The following is a 20,334-nucleotide window of genomic DNA, read 5'->3' as shown; positions in this document are numbered from 1 at the left end:
CACAATAAAGACAGATAAACAAATACCTAAAGGAGTGGCTTAAATGGAAAATGTTCGTATAGCTGAAAATTTGGCAACAAAAGATGAGAAATATTTATGGCATGCAATGAAGCCTTACAACCCACAAGCTACAACCATTATTCAAAAAGCAAAAGGAGCTTGGCTTACTGATATTGATGGTAATCGTTATTTAGATGCAATGTCTGGGTTATGGTGTGTAAATGTTGGTTACGGAAGAGAAGAAATTGCAAAAGCAGCATATGACCAGCTTCTAGAGAACAACTATACACCATTATCTCTTAGTCATCCTTCTGCCATTTTACTTGCCGAAAAAATCAACGAATTACTAGGCGGAGATTATGTAGTTTTCTTCTCTAATAGTGGCTCAGAGGCAAATGAAACAGCCTTTAAAATCGCTCGTCAGTATTTCCAGCAAAAAGGACAAGGAAATCGATATAAGTTTGTTTCGCGCTACCGCGCATATCATGGGAACACTATGGGAGCACTCGCTGCTACTGGGCAAGCTGAGCGCAAATATAAATACGAACCATTAGCACCAGGCTTTATTCATGTGAAAGCCCCTGATCAGTATCGCTACAATGAAGATGGCTATAAGAATGCTAGCGAATTACCTTCCGTTAAAGCAGTAGACGAGATCATGACGTGGGAACACTCAGAAACAATAGCGGCAATGATATTAGAGCCAATTATTACTGGTGGTGGAGTCATTATGCCTTCTGACGATTACTTAAAAGGCGTTAAAGAAGTTTGCGATAAACATGGTGCACTTTTAATCGTGGATGAAGTAATTTGTGGTTTCGGACGCACGGGAAAAGCCTTCGGTCATCAACATTACGGAGTACAGCCTGACATTGTTACAATGGCAAAAGGTCTAACGAGTGCATACATGCCACTTTCTGCAACAGCCGTAAAGAGAGAAATTTATGAAGAGTTTACTAAAAACGGAAACTATGACTTTTTCCGTCATGTAAATACATTCGGGGGCTCACCAGCTGCATGTGCTGTTGCCTTAAAAAACCTAGAAATTATGGAACGCGAAAATTTATTCGAGCAGTCTTCGAAAATGGGTGCGATTCTAATTGATGAATTAAAAGAGACCATTTCACACCACCCTCACGTTGGCGATATTCGCGGAAAAGGATTACTAATCGGAATCGAATTAGTAGAAGATCAGTATACAAAAAATCCTTTAAATGTAGAGAAAGTCAATCAAGTAATCGCTAAATGCAAAGAACGAGGACTAATTATTGGTAAAAACGGTGTAACAGTTGCAGGCTATAACAATGTATTAACACTATCTCCTCCATTAAATATTACAACTGAGGAAAAAGATTTCATTCTTTCAGGCTTAGCACAAGCAATAAACGAAACTTTATAAAATCTAAAGTAAAGATAGCTCGATTATTGAAGGGAGAACTAGAAGATGACAAATATTACTGAAGTAAAAGAACTTACACATTATATAGATGGAAAAATGATTGCTGGCAAAAGCGGACGCTTCCAAGAAGTATTCAATCCTGCGACAGGAGAAGTGATCGCCAAAGTCCCATTAGCTTCTGTAGAAGAAGTGAAATTTGCCATTAAAAAAGCAGAAGCTGCCTTCCCTGCTTGGCGTGACATCTCAGTTGCTAAACGTGCAGAAATTGTAATGTCATTCCGAAACTTGCTAACGGAAAATAAAGATAAAGTAATCGAATTAATTTGTACAGAAAGCGGAAAAACCGAAGAAGATGCATTAGGCGAAATTACTCGAGGGTTAGAATCAGTAGATTTAGCAATCAGTGCCCCCCACTTAATGAAAGGAGAATATTCAGTAAATGTTGGCGGACAAATTAATGCTTATTCCGCTAAATACCCACTTGGCGTCGTAGCAGCAATCTCTCCATTCAACTTCCCAATTATGGTGCCGCTAGCACAAACATGCATGGCAGTAGCAGTTGGAAATGCTGTTATTTTAAAAGCTTCTGAGCGAGTACCAATGACAGCTTTATATATTAGCGAACTATGGACGAAAGCTGGTCTCCCAGATGGAATTTGGACAGTAATCAATGGAGATAAAGAAGCCGTAAACGAATTGCTTGAAAACCCAGCTGTACAGGCAATCTCATTCGTTGGTTCCACACCTGTCGCACGTTATATTTATGAAACAAGCGCTAAATATGGCAAACGCGTTGTTGCTTTAGGTGGTGGTAAAAATAATATGTTAGTCATGCCAGATGCCGACTTAGAACAAGTCGCGAACGCCTTCATTAGTGCAGGTTACGGTGCTGCCTCCCAGCGCTGTATGGCAATTTCTACATTAATGCCTGTAGGACAAGAAACGGCTGATCGTTTAGTAGAAATTTTAGAAGAAAAGATTAATCGATTAAAAGTCGGAGCTTACTCTGAAGGTGCTGACTATGGCCCAGTTATTTCTCAACAAGCGAAAGAGACTATCCTAAAAGCGATTGATCGTAGTGAACAAGAAGGCGCAAAAATCGTCTGTGATGGCCGCAATAAAGACATTACAAAAAATAGCAAAGGCTTCTTCTTAGCTCCGACTTTACTTGATCATGTAAAACCAGGCATGGAAATTTATGATGAAGAAGTTTTCGGTCCAGTACGTAATATTGTACGTGTGGATTCTTTAGAAGAAGCAATAAAATTAATTAACCAGCATGAACTAGGAAATGGCGTCACGATTTTTACAAACAATGGTTTGGCAGCTAGGAAATTTACAACTGAAATTGACGTCGGAATGGTCGGCGTAAATGTACCAATTCCAATTCCTGTGGGATATCATAACTTCGCTGGTTTTAAAGGCTCAAAATTTGGTGACGGCCAAATGTTTGGACCTGACCAAGCGCGTTTCTATACGAAGACGAAGATGATTTCGGAACGTTGGTTGACTCCTAGTGAGAATAGCAGTTTATCGTTTGCGTTTCCTAGTAATAAGTGATTTTATCCCCCCTCTTCTGTTTTAAAAGAGAGAATCCTAGCACAGCTTTGGAAACTGTAAAAATAGTTTATTAGATAAAAAAGTGACGCGGTCCCATTTAATTTATTGGGACCGCGTCGTTTTGTATTTTAATATTAAAGGATAAAGTTCAATGCTGGCTAGTTTATTTAATAGTGAATTACCTCATTCGCTCTACATATGTGTGTATTTTACAAAGTAATAATTCTTATAGCTGAACTTTTATTTAGAAGAACTCTTATGTGGTTTTTTCAAAGTTGAAATCGGTGCGGACTAAGAATAGGAGATTGATAGTTTTTACCAGTCAATATGTATTTTGATACAAAATCTAAAAAGTCATCAACCGAACGAACATGATAGTTATTGTCATATGGTTTTCGGTCATTAATTACTGGATGTGTATGATGAGGATCCGTTACTACACCATGGTTGTGTTCATTTTCAAAAGAACAGATATTTCCTGTGGGATCACTTTTTACTTCCCAACAATAGCGATACTGTATTAACTGCCCATTTGAATTATACCACTCTCTGATTCGAGCCTTCGTATTTCCAAACTGAGGATGTGAGTTGAATCTTTATAATACCACCATTAAGGGGAACAAGGTTCAGTAAAGGAGGAGAAGTTCGTAAAATCCCCTCATAATACTTAATAAATAAATCATAAATTTTGGAAGGATTAATCATGCTTCCCCTCCTTTTCGTCTAATTAATAAATTTCGTTTTTCTTCCTCTAACTCTTTCCAATCAAAGATATCAACGGATTCAGACGACTGATCAATCTCTTCATCAGTGTAGTTTCCGAAAAGCTTATAAAAGCTATCTCCAAACTGTTGTTCATATTCATTGATTTGCTCATTGATCATCTCAATACGTTCGTCAATTGTTTGTGTTCTAATTCGTTTCATTTGGTAATTCCATTGAATTTGAAAAGCCATTACAGGATTTCTCCATGCTTCAATAGCATGTTTCGGTATTTTTTGTTGACCTTTTTCACCAACTGCTTCCAAACCTCTATCAATATACTTGTAAATCATTTGTCGTGATACACCTAACTCTTTAGAAGCCTGTGTAATAGACATCAATTCTCTTATATCGTAGTCAAAAACTAATCTACCTTCTGAAGTAATCTGATAAAACCACGTTTCAAATTTAATTTTCACATTATTAAAATCCATTTGTTCCTCATGAATTTTCGTTGTGATCTCCATCATTTCTCTCAAAAGGTTAGTTAATTCAGCATTATTAATGACCACTGGCTTTAAATTAAATTTAACTTTTTTTGGCATAACGTAAAGTAGAATGTCATCATAAACTTCACTCATACTAACTGCTAAGTTATTCATTAAAAACAATGATTCTTTCTCGTACCTTACTACATCTTGTTCCAGAATTGCTTGTTCGATTTGTTCCTCTGTCAATTTTAAAGTCATTGTACTCATTCTCATATCACCTCACCCCCCTATCTTACCATGGTTTACACTTTTCAAATATTGTATACTTACACAATTTTAAAATATTGTCACATTTTGTCCGATTACAATAATTTATTTCAGAAAATTTAGATTTAATAACCAATTTTCCATTGATTTGTGTTAATAAAAAGTTATAATTAGTTTGAAAACAATTTGTGCAAACGTTTGCAATAAACTAGCAATACCTACATACATACTTTTATTGCATCTTTTGTATAAACGGTTTCCTAATTTTGAAAGAGGAAAGGGGTTTTTTCATGAGGAGAAAACAGAGGTCAATATTATCGCTCGTCACTGTATTAGGGTTAGTTCTCCAGATGTTTCCGGGACTAATTACAAATGGAACTGTAAAAGCAGCAGAAACGGTAGCTAAACAAGTTGTACTTGTTGGAAGCTTTCAAAGTTTGTTAGGAAATCCAGGCGATTGGGACCCAGCTTCAACCAAAACGGAGATGGTGTACAAAGGTAATGGTCTCTATTCATTTACTGGTACTTTACCAGCCGGCAACTATGAGTATAAAATCGCCATTGGTGGAAGCTGGTCAGAAAATTACGGTGAAGGCGGAAATCCAGGCGGCAACAATATTAAACTAGTACTTTCCGAACAAAAAGAAATCACCTTCTACTATAATGATAACACTCATTCAATTACTGACAGCACTCATTACACTCCTTTAGCAGAAGAAAGACAACCTCGTCTTGTTGGAACGATCCAGCCTGCAATTAATGCAGGGGCAGCTTGGAGTCCAGCTGAATCAACAGCCTTTTTAAAGGATGAAAATTTTAAAAATATCTATTCCTTCACTACAAAGGTGCCAAGTGGTACATACGAATACAAGATTGTATTAGGCAAGGATTGGAACGAGTCCTACCCTACTTCCAATATGAAGTTAAATGTCATCTCTGAAACTACTATTACATTTTTCTATAATAATCAAACAAAAGAAGTTTATACAGATTATAAACCAGCAGGCTCTGATGGCTTGATTGATCAGAATGCCCTCTATCATGATTCATGGGATCAAATATACCGAAAGCCATTTGGGGCCATTCCTGCTAATACACCTGTAACTTTCAGGATATCGGCTAAGAAAGGTGACCTTACAAGCGCAAGCCTTTATGTAAAAAACTATAGTTCAGGTACAACAAAAGTCTTGGCTATGAAAAATGTCGGCTGGTCAAACACAAGTGACAAAGGTGATCTTGAGTACTGGGAAGCCACGTTTACTCCGGCAGACAAAGGTATCCATGGGTATAAATTCATTATAAGAGATCAAGACACAACGGCAGAATATGGTGAAGACACGCAAGAAGGTCATACTGGAAAAGCAGAAGATAAAAATGCAGGTCTTTTCCAACTGACAGTTTATGATCCTGCATATCAAACTCCAGATTGGATGAAAGAAGCTGTAGTTTATCAAATCTTTCCGGATCGCTTTTTTAACGGCAACAAGACAAATGACCATATAAAGGATAAAGTGGGAGCTCGCGGTAACCAGCCAATCGAACATCCCTCTTCTTGGACAAGCTTACCTGATAATCCTTATGAGCAAGGAACTGGTTCATATAATGGAGACGGGGAGTTTAGTAATGATTTTTATGGAGGAGATATTGCTGGAATCAAAGCCAAGCTTGATTATCTTCAATCACTTGGAGTCAACACACTCTATATAAATCCGATTGCTCTTGCACCATCTAACCATAAATATGATGCAACCGATTACAAAGTATTGGATCCGATGTTTGGCTCAGAAAAAGAATTTAAGGATTTCACAAAAGAGTTATCAAAACGTAACATGCATTTGATTTTGGATGGCGTTTTTAACCACGTCTCTGACGACTCAATCTATTTTGACCGCTATAACAAATATAAAACAGTTGGCTCATATGAATATTGGTCTCGTATTTATAATTTAATGAATGACGAAAAATTGTCCGAAGCTACTGCTAAAGAGAAAGCAAAAAAACAACTTATCTCTGAAGGTCAATCTTTTAGCCCGTACGGTTTTGAAAACTGGTTCCATATCGAAAATGTTAAAGTTCCTAATGAAAAAGTTAACGGCGTTTCAAATGGAGAACATTATAAGTATGAAGGATGGTGGGGCTATGATAGTCTGCCAGTATTTGAATCAGTTGATGGATCAAAGGTTGATCACCTTAGTGAACTTAACAACACTGAATTAGCTAATTATCTAATGTATGAAAAGGACTCTGTAGGAAAATCATGGATTGATCGAGGTTCTTCCGGCTGGCGTCTAGATGTAGCGAATGAAGTGGACAGTTCATTTTGGCAGGAATTCCGAAAGCAAATGAAATCCAAGACTATGACAGGATCCGGAAGTACACTTCAAAAAGATGAAAAGCCACTTATTTTAGGAGAAATTTGGGATGATGCTTCCAAGTACTTCTTAGGAGATCAATATGATTCCGTAATGAACTATCGTTTCCGTGGCGCAATTTTGGATTATTTAAAGAACGGTAATGCAGTGAATGCTCAAAATGCACTCCAAGCTGTTCAAGAGGATTATCCTAAGGAAGCGTTTTATGCACTCATGAACTTAATGGGATCTCATGATACTGCACGCGCAATATTCCTGTTAGGCAATGGAACAGATACTTATAATAGAGCTGAACAGGATCCAAACTACAATTACAATGAAGGTGTGAAGCGATTAAAGTTAGCTTCTATTCTTCAAATGGGTTACCCTGGAGCGCCGACTATTTATTATGGAGATGAAGCAGGACAAACAGGCTCAAAGGATCCAGATGATCGCCGTACGTATCCATGGGGAAATGAAAACCAAGATTTGATTAAACATTATCAAACTATTGGTAAAATTCGTAGTAAAAATTCCGATCTATTTAGCTATGGAGATCTACACCACATTTACGCAAAAGATGATGTATTAGCTTACACTCGAACAAAAGGAACAAAATCAGCCGTAATTATTATCAACAGAGGGAAAACTTCACAAACTGTTGAAATCGATGCAAAAAGACTAATTGCGAATGGCATAAGTTATGTAGACCAATTAGATCCTAAATATTTAGCTACAGCAAAAGATGGGAAGCTAACATTAACCGTTCCAGCTGAATCTGGAAGAATGTTATTATCAAATAATGAAGTGAAACAACCACAACCAGTTAAAAATGTAATTGGTACAGTAGGATCTAAGCAAATTACATTAAACTGGACAGGGATTGGAACAAAATTTAATGTCTACCAATCAAATATTGCTGGTGGATTATGGACAAAAGTGAAAGAAACTACTAGCACATCTGTTGATATTTCAGGTTTGAATAATGGTCGTACCTATTATTTTGAAGTGACAGCGGTAGATTCGAATGGCAACGAATCTGAACCTGTAGTCTCCGCTGGTCTCGTACCACATTATGATGTTGCAAATGCTAGTGCGACTAACCTGACAGCCTTATCTAATGGGGAGCTGAATTTAGCGCTTGATTCTACTGTTAAAGCATCATTTTACTTGTCGGGTGCAACTGAAGCGGGCCTAGCCGAAGGAATCACAGCCGAGCTTCAAGTTAGAATTAAAGGCCAAACAACTTGGACTACTTATCTAGCTCTATATACTGGACAAAATCAGGAAAATAAGGCCAACGAGTTTCAAGGTAACTTTACACCATTGGAGGCTGGTACTTATGAATACCGAATGTCCTTTACTCCTGATTTAGGTAAAACATGGGTATCGACTTCAACAGCAGAAGTAAATTATACACGGAGCACATCAGATACAGTTCCTCCTGCTAAAGAAGTCACTTTAGATACACCAATTCAAGAATCTGGTCAGGTTAACTTAAACTGGAACCTTAAGGAGCCAGATCAACCATATAAAACTGTCATTTATCGTGACGACCAGTTACTTACATCAGTAAATGGAGACACTACCACTTTCCGTGATTATCAGGTAGCTAACGGTACAACATATAAATACAAAATCCGTGTATTTGATCAAGCTGGGAACTACATGGATTCGAATACAGTAACTGTCACACCTGATATCGTCATGGTACAAGTCACCTTTAAAGTGCATGCGCCAGATGATACACCATTATCTTCTCAAATGAATATTCCAAACAGCTTAAATGGATGGAATACAGGCGCCTGGTCAATGAGCCGAAATGGTGCCGTTACAGCTGATTGGGAATATACAACTGAGGTTGAGGAAGGAACTGAAATTACGTATAAATACACGAGAGACAACACTTGGGATCATGAAGGTTTAACAGACCATACACCATCTGATCCATCAGATGATGATATCAGTTACTATGGTTACGGTGCGGCTGGAACTGATATGAAAATAGTTGTTACAAACCAAGGTGGCAACAAAATGGTTGTCCAAGACACGATTTCACGCTGGATTGATAAGCCACTTGTAGTGAACCAAATTGATGTGAAAGGTTCAACTTTAACGATCAAAGGGAATAGTATTAAAGGTGCTAACCTCACCATCAACGGGGTAAAAGTAACTGACTATAATGGGATGAATTTCACCCAATCGATTAATCTAAGCGAAGGTCAAACACTAGTCCCAGTCCACATTGAACCAACTGATACTACAAAATCTACGATATTTAAAAGTGATGGTGGTTCGATAGCCAAAAACACAAAGAACTACGTGATTGATGTAGTTAATAAAACGATTAGTGAATCCAAGTAAATAGTAATAGAGAAGGTCTGCCTAGTTGCAGACCTTTTTTATTTAAATTTGTTAACCAATAAATTTAGTACTTGTACAACATACACCTTAGTTGCCTCCATCAAATAGAATTCCCTATTCAATTAATCCTAAAAAGTTTTTACCGAGTATGTATTCCTTTTCGTTATCAGGAATTAAAAGAGATTCCACCCATCTTTTCTTGTCTGAATAATCATATTCATTAAATGTCTTCATTCCATATGGTCCGTCACAGCCAAACAGAACTTTACGATAACCTAATGCCTCAACTGCTTGTTTTACAATTGACGGATTGAGATAATCACTTGATGTATCAACATATACATTTGGTTTTTCCTTAACGTATTTCCATAGTTTTTTCCAAAATGGTAGGCCAGCGTGGGCATAAATTAATTTAAGTTTAGGGAAATTTTCTGGTAGATATTTATAGGAGTCAATCTCAGATGAAAGATGAATAATCATTGGTACACCATTTGTTTCACAAAAAGCTGCAACTGGATCAAGAGCTTTAATACTATATCCATGCATGAATGGATGCGCCTTTACACCAATAAAGCTAGTTCTATTAAGATAGAATTCTATTTCTTCCATAAAATTAGGAATGATAGGGTTCACTGCTGCCCAACCTAGAAATCGGTCTGGAAATCTTGCAATTGCATTAGCTACAATCTCGTTGTTCGGTTCGGTAAAAATCTTATATGAGTTACCATAAAGTTTCAAATAGCCAGCTTCCACTAGACCATCGTAGATTTTGTGCCCAATTTGAGGTGTATTAAGGATTAGAAAACGAAATAATCGTTGGATATGATACTGAATGGTACGATCCGATTCAAACATTGTTTCATTCATAGGAGGGATTAGAGCCGTTTTTGCTACATTATTTTTATCCATTCCCTCTATCATTTTTTCTAAAGTCAGCATGGATTCATCCACATGAAAATGGCAATCAATAATAATATAAATCTCCCCTCTTCTATTTCTTCATTGTAGTACTTTAACTAGTATCAAATATATGCTTTTTATAAATGCTTTATTAGTTTAAAAGAGTTCTGTCCATATCTTGCAAATCTGCTACAAAAAACATGAAAAGACAACCACCCGAGGGATAGTTGCCTTACTTTAATACAAACAATCAACAAAAGGGTATAGATAGGTCTATTTTTGTCCGTATTTGTCACTATTATTATCCTTATACATCTAAGGTTTATTTATCTCTCAACAGAAGGCCAACTTTCAACTGTTCCATCTGCTGTTCATATTTCATGTAAAGCTGCTCTGCCCCTTCTAATGTAATTTCTTTGAAGCGAATTTTTTCACCAGGCTTTAATTGAGCGATGAGAGGTAGATCCACTGTCGCAACTTGGGCGATTTTTGGATAGCCACCGATTGTCTGTCTGTCAGAAAGCAGAATAATTGGATTTCCGTCTTTTGGTACTTGAATCGTTCCGTGAGAAACTGCCTCTGAAATAAGCTCAAACGATTCTTCCAATTGTAAAGTTGGGCCTGATATCCGGTATCCCATTCGGTCAGACATTGGCGTTATTTGGAATTCTTGCTCAAAGAACTGTGCTTGACTAGAAGAGGTGAAACGGTCAAATTCCCCTCCTCTTATGACACGAACCACTGCATTCTTCTTTATTTCCATAAAAGATTCAGAGTTGACATGCCAGTTAGTCGCAGCAAACTGATGAGATTGCGCTTTACTTTTAAGCTGTTGAAAAAGCTTAATGGCTCTTTGCGGTATTTCGTTACATAGCAGAAGATCTCCTTCTTTCAGGGCACGTCCCTTATACCCGCCGATTTCTCCTCGCAAATACGTACTCTTACTCTCCATTATTTCATCAACAGCAAAACCACCAGCGATCGCTACGTATGCTCGGCACCCTGATTGACATGCCTTAAAGTGGAGAACGCTACCCACTTTTACGTAGACAGGTCTCCACAAAGTTACTAGTTCTCCATCAATGGTTGCGGACAAGTTTCCGCCAGTAATCGAAATTAATAAATCTTTCTCAAATAAGAATGAGGTACCCATTAATGTTACCTCTAAAGCAGCTTCACCTTCCTCATTACCAACTAACAAATTTGCAATGCGAAGTGAGGTTGCATCCATTGCACCACTCACGATGACTCCGTATTTTTGAAAACCATATCTTCCTAAATCTTGAACACTAGTAAGTAAACCAGGACGACACACTTTTATACTCATTTATTTGTCTCCTTGTATAATTCATATTCTTCAAGAGAAATGGGTACAAACTTTACAACGTCTCCTGATTGAAGAAGGCTTGGGGGATTTTTAGTTGGACAAAATAATTCAATCGGTGTACGCCCAATTAATTGCCAGCCGCCAGGTGTTGATATCGGATATACACCTGTTTGATTCCCTGCTATTCCGACCGTTCCTGCAGGTATTGATAACCGTGGTGAATTACGGCGAGGCGTCGTGATTTTTTCAGACATCCCACCTAAATAAGGAAAGCCAGGAGCAAATCCAATCATATAGACAAGATACTCTCCATTTGAGTGAATATCTATGATTTCATTTGTTGATAAACGATTAGATTCTGCAACAAATTCTAAATCCGGACCAAATTCCCCTCCATAACAAACGGGAATTTCAACTACACGTTGCTCACGTTCTTTTGCTACTTCAATACCTATTATGATCTCTCCTATGATTGAGCAAACAACTTTAAATGGGGAAAAGTTCTTCTCTATATGAAAAAAGGATTTATTTTCTTTTTTGTACATCTGATGAATCAACAAAGGATTATAAAAAACTGTCACACTAGTAAAAGCTGGAACGCACTCGATGAAACCATTAAATGGATGCGTTTCAAGATACTCTGTTAACGCTTTCACCTTCAGATGTACCTCAGGATTTATTTCTGTACCTAATTGGATCAGAACCGCTGAATCTCCGAGTGGTTTCATCTTCATATCTGTATTTACATCAAAATTTGTTTGAAGCATTTCCATCCCTCGCTTTTTCGATTTTCGGAACTGTTATCCTAAAAATCGGACTTTGTAATTATTATAATTGTCAGAAATTAAAAACACAACTGTTACTCTGTTAAAAATTTTGTTTAAATCATCTGATTAGAAAACCTTTTTAGCAATGTAATGGTAATTTTTCACTCCGTTAACAAAATTGTTCGAAAATTAAGTGATATGCAATAGGATTAAATTATGTTATTATTTTCGAAACAGCAATTCCTAAATTCGGAAATAAGCGCTATCTTTTTTCTTACTATTCAAATTATTACGAACATAAAGTACAAATTTTATTAGCCACTTTGAAAGCGTTTAAGATGTATTTTTTTAAAATTTAGAGGATTTAATCAATATTTGTCTGTATTAGGAGGATTATTCGATGTATCAAATTGATTTAAATTGTGATTTAGGAGAAAGTTTTGGCGTTTACAAGATAGGAAGAGATGACGAGATTCTCAATTTTGTAACTTCAGCAAATATAGCTTGTGGATTTCATGCAGGTGACCCGTCAGTAATGCGAAAAACCGTTCGTTCAGCTCTTAATAAAGGAGTTAAAATTGGCGCACATCCTGGGCTTCCTGATTTAATTGGTTTTGGACGACGCAACATAACGATTTCACCACAGGAAGCATATGACATCGTCGTATACCAAATTGGAGCACTTTATGGATTTTTGAAAGCTGAAGGAGAAAAGATGCAGCATGTTAAGCCACATGGTGCACTATACAATATGGCGGCAAATAATGCTCAGTTAGCTGAAGCAATCGCTGAAGCAGTATATAAAGTTAATCCTGAATTAATTCTCTTCGGTCTTTCTGGGAGTGAGTTAATTAAAGCAGGAGAAAAAATTGGTATTCGCACCGCAAATGAAGTGTTTGCTGATCGAACTTACCAGCAAGATGGTACCTTAACTCCTAGAAGTCATCCAAATTCTTTGATTAGCGATCCTTTCCAGGCTACAAACCAAGTTATCCGTATGGTGAAAGAAGGAAAAGTCCTGTCTCAACAGGGAAATGAGGTCCTCCTAGTTGCTGATACGGTCTGTATACATGGTGATGGTTCGCACGCAGTAACATTTGCTAATCAGATTAGAAAAATGCTAGAAGAGTCAGACGTTTCGGTTGAGGCTTTTGTATAGAAATAAAATAAAAATAAGGAGGAAAAAAATAATGACACTTATTGGAATTTTTATCGTAATCATTGGTTTTGCTCTTAGACTTAATCCATTGTTGGTCGTTACGATTGCTGGCATTACAACTGGATTAGTCGGAAAATTATCTTTTGAGCAAATACTCACGACATTTGGAGAATCGTTTGTACAAAACCGCTATCTTTCTTTATTTATTCTTACCTTGCCAATTATTGGTTTATTGGAGCGCTATGGCCTAAAAGAACAATCACAAACAATAATCAGCAAAGTAAAATCTGCTACCACCGGACGCCTTCTCATTATTTATCTGTTTATTCGAGAAGCAACTGCTGCAATTGGATTAACTAGTCTTGGTGGACATGCTCAAATGGTGCGTCCGCTCATCGCACCAATGGCAGAAAGTGCTTCGGAGAACAAATTTGGCAAATTACCGAAACATGTACGCAATAAAATTAAAGCTTTTTCAGCTTCAACAGACAACGTAGGTCTTTTCTTTGGTGAAGATATTTTCATCGCTTTTGGAGCCATATTACTAATGAAAGGCTTTTTCGAGGAAAACGGAATCATCTTAGAACCGTTACACATGGCAATGTGGGGAATCCCAACTGCCATTGCTGCTTTCATCATTCACTCTGTCAGACTCTATATGCTAGATAGAAAAATAAAATATTATGTAGATGAAAGTAAGATGCAGGATTCGAACGGAAAGGAAAGTAAATCGCATGATTATCAATCTTGAATATATTTATTATATTGCAGGTATTTTTCTATCCATTATTGCTTTTCTGTCATTTAAAGATAAAAGCAATTCAAAACGACTGTTAACAGGTACTTTTTGGGGACTTTTTGCAATCTCTTTCATCTTTGGCAAAGTAATTCCACCAATGTACATGGGTGTACTAGTCATAATCATAGCGTTAATAGCTGGATTTGGTGGAGTTAGGATGGGCTCTTATCACCAAACAACAGAGGAAGAAAGAAAAGCAAGTGCGAAAAAAATCGGGAATAAACTATTCATTCCTGCTTTATTGATTCCACTTGTGACAATCATTGGCACTGTTGTCATCAAAGACATGAAAATTGGCAATCTCTTCTTATTGGACAATAAAAACGTTACGCTTGTAAGTCTTGGGGTTGCTTGCGTTGTTTCTTTAATTGTGGCTATGATGTTAACGAAGGAAAAAGGCATCCAACCAGTAAAGGAGTCTCGTCGATTATTAGATGCAATAGGATGGGCAGCGGTTCTTCCACAAATGTTAGCTACGCTAGGCGGTCTTTTTGCAGTAGCAGGTGTAGGTAAAGTAGTATCGGATTTGATTAGTTCAGCTATTCCTGTTGATAATCGCTTTTTTGTAGTATTGGCATATGTATTAGGTATGGCAATCTTTACAATGATCATGGGAAATGCGTTTGCAGCTTTTCCTGTCATAACGGCAGGTATTGGTCTTCCCTTACTCGTTCATATGCATGGAGCAGATCCTGCTATAATGGGCGCAATTGGGATGTTCTCCGGCTATTGCGGAACACTATTGACCCCTATGGCAGCAAATTTTAATATCGTACCAACAGCTTTACTAGATTTATCCGATAAATATGCTGTTATTAAAGCACAGGCACCTACTGCCATAATCTTACTAACCGTGAACATATTTTTAATGTATTTCCTTGTATTTTAAAGAATAAAAGATTTGGTCCTAGTACCGAAACTACCATTTAATAGATTCTCATTTCGTCAAAGAAATCATCTTTTTATAATGGATGATTTCTTTGACTTTTTTCTTGTCTCTTCACATTACGTGTTTTCCAGAATATCCAAATTTCCTTGAAATCTTTTCGGCAGCGCCCTTCACCTTTTCAATTAATTGCGGAACTCTGTCATGTTGATAATTCACTTCAAGTCCTGCAATACTAATGCCAGCTATTACCTGACCTTTAGCATTAAAAATAGGTGCAGCTATTGCCGACGTATAATTTTCAAGTTCGGAGCGGCTGAAAGTATAGCCTGTTTTTTGTGTTTCTTCCAGAATAAGACGAAGCTTCTCTTTCTCTGTAATCGTTCCAGATGCGATTGGCTTTAGTTCAATTTGCTCTATATATTGTTCTTGTTCAGAATGTGGCAGAAAAGCAAGAATTACACGTGAACATGCTCCTGCATAAAGCGGTGTTCTTCGGCCAATTGCAGTATATAGCCTTACCGGTTGTTTTGTATCCAGTTTTTCGATATAAATTGCATCATTACCGTCCTGTACGATCAGATTTACAGCTTCTCCTACCTCATCATGAAGCTCATGCATAATCGGTAAAGCCACTTGCCTTATATCAAGCCTGTCCGCTACTAAATTACCAAATTGTAGGAATAATAAGCCAAGCGAATATTTTCCGTCCTGATCCTTATCAAGAAACCCCATCTCTTCAAGTGACATCAGCATTCGATAAACAGACGTTTTAGGGATTCCTGATAACTGTACGATTTCATTAAAACTCAACTTTGAATTTGTTAAAAAAAGATTAAGAATCGCCATTGATTTTACGACCGTCTTATTTTTGCTTTCCATAAGCTTTATCTCCTTTAGTAAAGATTAGACACCTTAGTTCCGAATTTCGGTATGTACATAATTATACTTGCTGTTATTAAAAACTCAAAGACTTTATCGTATACTACTTATTTGTTAAACACTGCTACTTCAATTATCTAGATGATTTTCCCTAAAATAGGTCGTTTTAAATACAACACTATTTCTTTATTGACTTGATAAAAAAAAGGGAAAAAGATTGAGGTGACTGTGATTGCCCCATTCCTTTTCCCCTTCAATGCATTCTACGTAATTGACAATACATGAGATGATGCCTAAGTTTATATCTAATCGCTAAATATAAAAGACATTTGACCAATAGTATGAAGACGGATTGTGCCAAGTACTACAAGTTCAGTTTATCGGTATCTAAATGATTAAGTACTCATAACGCTCTTCCTTCAAAGCCGTAAATCCTTTAAAAAACTGATTTATTAACTGATCTAACTCATAGCTACATTGAATGGTATTAGAATGAAGAAATCCATACTTCTTACATATATCATACAATTCATTTCTCTTTTTCTCTATCTCTAGTTTTGCTTGTTGTTGTAATAAAGTAGTCATCCCCAAACCCCTCCATTTAATAACTCTCCAGTAAGAATTCTATCTTGGTGTGACTGCTGAAATAAGCTGCACCGTAGATATCTTCTGAAACTGTTACAGTATCTAGAATATGAATGCCCTTTTCCTTTAAAGTTAATTTTATTAATCAATTTATTTTTGTTATTTCTCATGAAAGCCGGTGGGTAAATGCTCAAACCCATAATCCCATCTGTAGTCTCTCTTCTCTGCTTATTCCTATAGAATAGAGAAATAAGGTGTAAAAAACCGGCAACGTCATAATGAAGCGTCACCGGTTCTTGTCATCATTTAAGTCAACTAGGATCTATCAGTAGTTTCACATTTGATGTCATAACATACCAGTTGCTGTACTTGTTTATTTTTTATGTCAAGACCAATCAAACGATTGGAGTACTCTAAGACTTTTTCATTTGCATTCTGAATGATCACATTGAACCTAATTTATTTTTTCACTACAACTTTTTTCGCTTTACCTGTATTCCCTGCCTTATCTTTTGCATAAACGTAAAGGACTGTTCCTACTTTTTGTTTTTTATAAGAAACAGTATAAATTCCTTTACTGTTAGCAGTACTAGAACCTATGATTTCTTTTCCCTTTTTCACATAAACTTTAGCACCTGGTTCGGCTTTCCCTGTTACTTTTGTATTCGTTAAACTTTTAACAGAAGGAATTGCTGGTGGTGTACTGTCTTTTATTACAACCTTTTTTGCCGCTCCAACATTCCCCGATTTGTCTACTGCGTATACATTAATGATTGTTCCTACTTTTTGACTTTTGAAGGTAATAGAATAAATTCCTTTGCTGTTTACAACTGAGGAACCTATGATGACTTTGCCTGCTTTAGCGTATACTTTAGAACCGATCTCAGCTTTTCCAGATATTCCTGTATATGTCAACTTACTTACCAAAGGAATACTCGGTGCTGTTTTGTCTGGAACAGGCTTAGGAATTGGTTTACAATTTACATATAGCTTTCCTGCTGCAGTGGAACTTAATGAATTTCCATACATATCTTCTACATTTACCGCTATTTGTGCACCGTTTAATGTAAGATTCTTAGGTGCTGTCCAGTAACCCTTATAGTGTCCAGTGCCAGTGCCATTTGCATCCTTTACTTCTGTCATAACTACTTCAAAGGAGCTTAAACTTGCTGTTGGCACAAATGCTGTACTTGCTATGCCATTAAACGGAGTGTTAATTGAAAATACTGCCTTCTTTAATCCAGGTTCACTGTCGAACTCAACCTTTACTGTTGAATTTGCCTTTAATATTACATCACTCGATGGCATTATATTTTTAATTTCACGGATTGAATATTTTACATTAACTGTTATGCTCTTAGCAGTTTCATTTCCTGCCTTATCTCTAGCAACAACATTTATTACATTTTCACCTTCCTTGGACATAAGCTTTACTGTCCAATATCCATTTGAATCTATGTCTGCACTTGTTCCGTTAACATCAACATAATCTAAATAATCATCTTTGGCTGTTCCTGTTACAGTTATAACCTGATCATTTATATTTGCGATATTTTGTGGGCTTGTAATTTCTAAAACTGGTGATGCCTTGTCTACTATAACCCTTGTCTCTGTCGAATAAGGAGTAGATCCGAGTTCTGCTATCGTTTTTGCCTTTAGAATATTAACTCCCTCTTGAAGTACAGCGTCAATAGAGAAGCTTCCATCATCATTTGTCTTCCCATTTGCTATGTCTTTATCACCGCTAAATATCTGAACGTCCATTCCTGGAGCCGCCATACCTTTTATTGTTACGTTTTCATTATTTACATATGGGTTTTCTACTGGTGATGTTATAACTGGAGCTAGTGCTTCAAGCTTAACTGTTGATCTAATCATTATGTTTCCAAAATCTTTATTTGCTAAATTGAATGGTCCGCCATTTACAAACCACCATGATCTTCCTGTTGGTACTGTCGTTTTATCCAATGATATTCCTGGAGATAACAAAGCAGGCTGATCCTGTATTAAAACCATATAATAATCGCCTGTTACAACTATTCGCTTTGCGGATAAATCAACGACTGTCCATTTTCCTTCCTCCCTAGGAGTAGTTGCATTAAACGGACCTGCTATCATTTTTCCAGGAGCGCCATCCTTTCCACTTGCATCATAAACTGCCACCTTAAATGTCTTTCCACCTGGTGTTGGCCATTTTGTACCAAACATAAATAATCCAGAGGTTACGATTGCTCTAGTCTCTCCCGCCGGAAGTGACATTCTTACTGCATAGCCACCTCCCGGTTCAAATTGAGCTACTGTATCTTCTGCTGTTCCATCATCATAGCCGATCTCTCCTGAATAATTGATAAACGGTTTTTGCTGAATATCATGTGTAACATTTTCCTTATTAATATCTACAGTAACTTTCTCATCAAAGTAGTCCTCAGCTATAACCTGTACTGTATATTTACCTTCATATGCAGTTAATGAGTAATTACCCTCTGCATCAGTTGTAACTGGTGCTACAGCTGCATCCTCGATTAAGTAAAGTTTAGCGTTTTTCACAGGTTTTCCTGTTTGCGCATTAGTGATTTTACCTGTTAATGTTCCCTTAGGAATTGGAGCCATTGTAATGTTTGTATTTTCAAGAACTTGGTTAGCTGCTACTTGAACCTTATGATCCTGTGGATAGTACCCATACTTTTCAGCTCTTAATGTATACGCTCCTTCTTTCACCTTAAAACTATATGACCCGTCTTGCGGATTTGTTTTTGTTGAACGACCATTTTCAACAATAGTCACTGTGGCTGATAATGGAAGTCTTGCCATCTCAGTGTTTGCCTGCACTGAATTTATTACTTGTTGTTTTGGGCTGTTGCTTAAAACTGATCTGCCATCTGATGCTGCAGGTAGATCTTTTAATCTAATTTGTTCTTTAGGGCCATTGCTTAAAACTGATGTATTACCTAGTGCTGCAGATTTATCTGTTAATTTCACATCATCTATAAACCATCCCTGATGATTATTGGAGGCGGAGGTACCAGACATAAATACAAAATAGATACTTACTTTCTTTCCTGCATATTCGCTTATATCTATTTCTTCATTTGAATATCCTCCTGTCTTAGTGCCTGCATATTTTGCTACACTCGTAAAATAATCATTGCCGTCAATTTGAACACCAACTTTTGCAATGGCATAATTTTCTTCTATATCATACCAATTTTTAAACTGCAAATAAGCATGTTCTTTCGGCAAGACAATTTTAGGCGATATCAATGCCATTACTTGATTTTCTGAATACGTTCCTTCAAGATTAGTAGCAAAAACCTTTTCTCCCGAGGCTGCTGCCATAGGTCCTGTCGTTGGTTTTCCCCACTGCCATTCAGGAGCCCCTAGTATTTCCCATCCTGTTATATCTGTTTCAAAATCATTAAAGTATCCTACTTGAGAGTTAACAAGTATTGTATAGATATCACTTGTAACCTCGTTCTTTCCAAAATCAACTATTCTCCATCTGTAAGATAGATTTGCTCCTGCCACTCTATCAGCTGGAATTATCGCTTCATAGCTTCCTGACTGGATGTCCCCACTCTCCCTTTGAGCTGCAACTGTTGTCCACTCATCCGATGGATTATTTCTATATTGAAGTTCAACTGTCTTAACACTTATATTATCCTGTACATCAATTTTTAATTTTTGTTCAAAACCTGCGTATGCCTCTTTAATAGGTATATGATTAAAAGTTGGCGGAACTGTATCCTCAGCATCTTCTGATACTTGGCCTTTAATATCAGAAATTCCTGTCATAACTGATGTTACAGCCTTAAGTGCATTAATCACACCATATCCATATCCATTGTTAGGGGTTTCAGGATATTGAGAGTCAGTACAAGGAGTTGCTGTTTCCTTT

The 20,334-nt window shown here is 36.9% G+C and carries 14 protein-coding genes; 6 read left to right on the top strand and 8 right to left on the bottom strand.

Annotation, left to right across the window (positions count from 1 at the left end):
* The first annotated feature begins 43 nt into the window (after positions 1–43).
* Both COC46_RS11895 and COC46_RS11890 read left to right on the top strand, forming a co-directional pair.
* Positions 44–1,399 (top strand): aspartate aminotransferase family protein, encoded by a 1,356-nt coding sequence (locus COC46_RS11895; protein WP_098809931.1) that lies wholly within the window; start codon positions 44–46, stop codon positions 1,397–1,399.
* 45 nt (positions 1,400–1,444) lie between these two features.
* Positions 1,445–2,959, top strand: coding sequence for a CoA-acylating methylmalonate-semialdehyde dehydrogenase (locus tag COC46_RS11890; RefSeq protein WP_098809930.1), 1,515 nt, complete (start codon positions 1,445–1,447; stop codon positions 2,957–2,959).
* Between the two features lie 269 nt (positions 2,960–3,228).
* On the opposite strand, the gene COC46_RS23120 is transcribed toward COC46_RS11890, so the two are convergent.
* Complete coding sequence (locus COC46_RS23120; protein ID WP_483295515.1) at positions 3,229–3,513, bottom strand: toxin-antitoxin system TumE family protein; 285 nt, start codon at positions 3,511–3,513, stop codon at positions 3,229–3,231.
* A 147-nt stretch (positions 3,514–3,660) separates the two neighbouring features.
* The gene (locus COC46_RS11885) at positions 3,661–4,419 is read right to left on the bottom strand and encodes a helix-turn-helix domain-containing protein (protein ID WP_218012460.1); all 759 of its coding nucleotides are present in this window, start codon (positions 4,417–4,419) and stop codon (positions 3,661–3,663) included.
* Positions 4,420–4,709: 290 nt separating this feature from the next.
* Here COC46_RS11885 and COC46_RS11880 point away from each other — a divergent pair, with 290 nt between their 5' ends.
* Positions 4,710–9,134, top strand: coding sequence for a pullulanase X25 domain-containing protein (locus COC46_RS11880; protein ID WP_098809928.1), 4,425 nt, complete (start codon positions 4,710–4,712; stop codon positions 9,132–9,134).
* A gap of 114 nt (positions 9,135–9,248) precedes the next feature.
* Here the strand turns inward: COC46_RS11880 and COC46_RS11875 are convergent, their stop codons facing one another.
* From COC46_RS11875 to pxpB, 3 genes are all read right to left on the bottom strand, one after another.
* On the bottom strand, positions 9,249–10,073 hold the full coding sequence (locus COC46_RS11875) for an amidohydrolase family protein (RefSeq protein ID WP_098809927.1): 825 nt from the start codon (positions 10,071–10,073) through the stop codon (positions 9,249–9,251).
* 283 nt (positions 10,074–10,356) lie between these two features.
* The gene (locus COC46_RS11870; RefSeq protein ID WP_098809926.1) at positions 10,357–11,361 is read right to left on the bottom strand and encodes a 5-oxoprolinase subunit C family protein; all 1,005 of its coding nucleotides are present in this window, start codon (positions 11,359–11,361) and stop codon (positions 10,357–10,359) included.
* Complete coding sequence (gene pxpB, locus COC46_RS11865) at positions 11,358–12,128, bottom strand: 5-oxoprolinase subunit PxpB (protein WP_255294886.1); 771 nt, start codon at positions 12,126–12,128, stop codon at positions 11,358–11,360. The genes COC46_RS11870 and pxpB overlap by 4 nt, the downstream gene beginning before the upstream one ends.
* 400 nt (positions 12,129–12,528) lie before the next feature.
* Here pxpB and COC46_RS11860 point away from each other — a divergent pair, with 400 nt between their 5' ends.
* From COC46_RS11860 to COC46_RS11850, 3 genes are read left to right on the top strand one after another with little or no spacing between them, the layout of a single operon-like run.
* On the top strand, positions 12,529–13,287 hold the full coding sequence (locus tag COC46_RS11860; protein WP_098809924.1) for a LamB/YcsF family protein: 759 nt from the start codon (positions 12,529–12,531) through the stop codon (positions 13,285–13,287).
* Positions 13,288–13,318: 31 nt separating this feature from the next.
* Positions 13,319–14,038 (top strand): DUF969 domain-containing protein, encoded by a 720-nt coding sequence (locus tag COC46_RS11855; RefSeq protein ID WP_176545135.1) that lies wholly within the window; start codon positions 13,319–13,321, stop codon positions 14,036–14,038.
* Positions 14,022–14,975: a DUF979 domain-containing protein gene (locus COC46_RS11850; protein WP_098809923.1), complete on the top strand. Its 954-nt coding sequence runs from the start codon at positions 14,022–14,024 to the stop codon at positions 14,973–14,975. Before COC46_RS11855 ends, COC46_RS11850 begins: the two co-directional genes overlap by 17 nt.
* Before the next feature lie 111 nt (positions 14,976–15,086).
* Here the strand turns inward: COC46_RS11850 and COC46_RS11845 are convergent, their stop codons facing one another.
* The 3 genes from COC46_RS11845 to COC46_RS11835 form a co-directional block, all read right to left on the bottom strand.
* Positions 15,087–15,854: an IclR family transcriptional regulator gene (locus COC46_RS11845; protein WP_098809922.1), complete on the bottom strand. Its 768-nt coding sequence runs from the start codon at positions 15,852–15,854 to the stop codon at positions 15,087–15,089.
* A gap of 387 nt (positions 15,855–16,241) precedes the next feature.
* A complete protein-coding gene (locus tag COC46_RS11840) occupies positions 16,242–16,439 on the bottom strand; it encodes an aspartyl-phosphate phosphatase Spo0E family protein (RefSeq protein ID WP_098809921.1) in 198 nt (65 codons plus the stop codon).
* A gap of 459 nt (positions 16,440–16,898) precedes the next feature.
* Positions 16,899–20,334: Ig-like domain-containing protein (locus tag COC46_RS11835; protein WP_098809920.1), on the bottom strand; the 3,436-nt coding region annotated here is incomplete at its 5' end.

Source organism: Bacillus sp. AFS041924 (assembly GCF_002577195.1).
Taxonomy (GTDB): domain Bacteria; phylum Bacillota; class Bacilli; order Bacillales; family Bacillaceae_G; genus Gottfriedia.
This window is presented reverse-complemented; position numbering and strand designations above follow the sequence as displayed.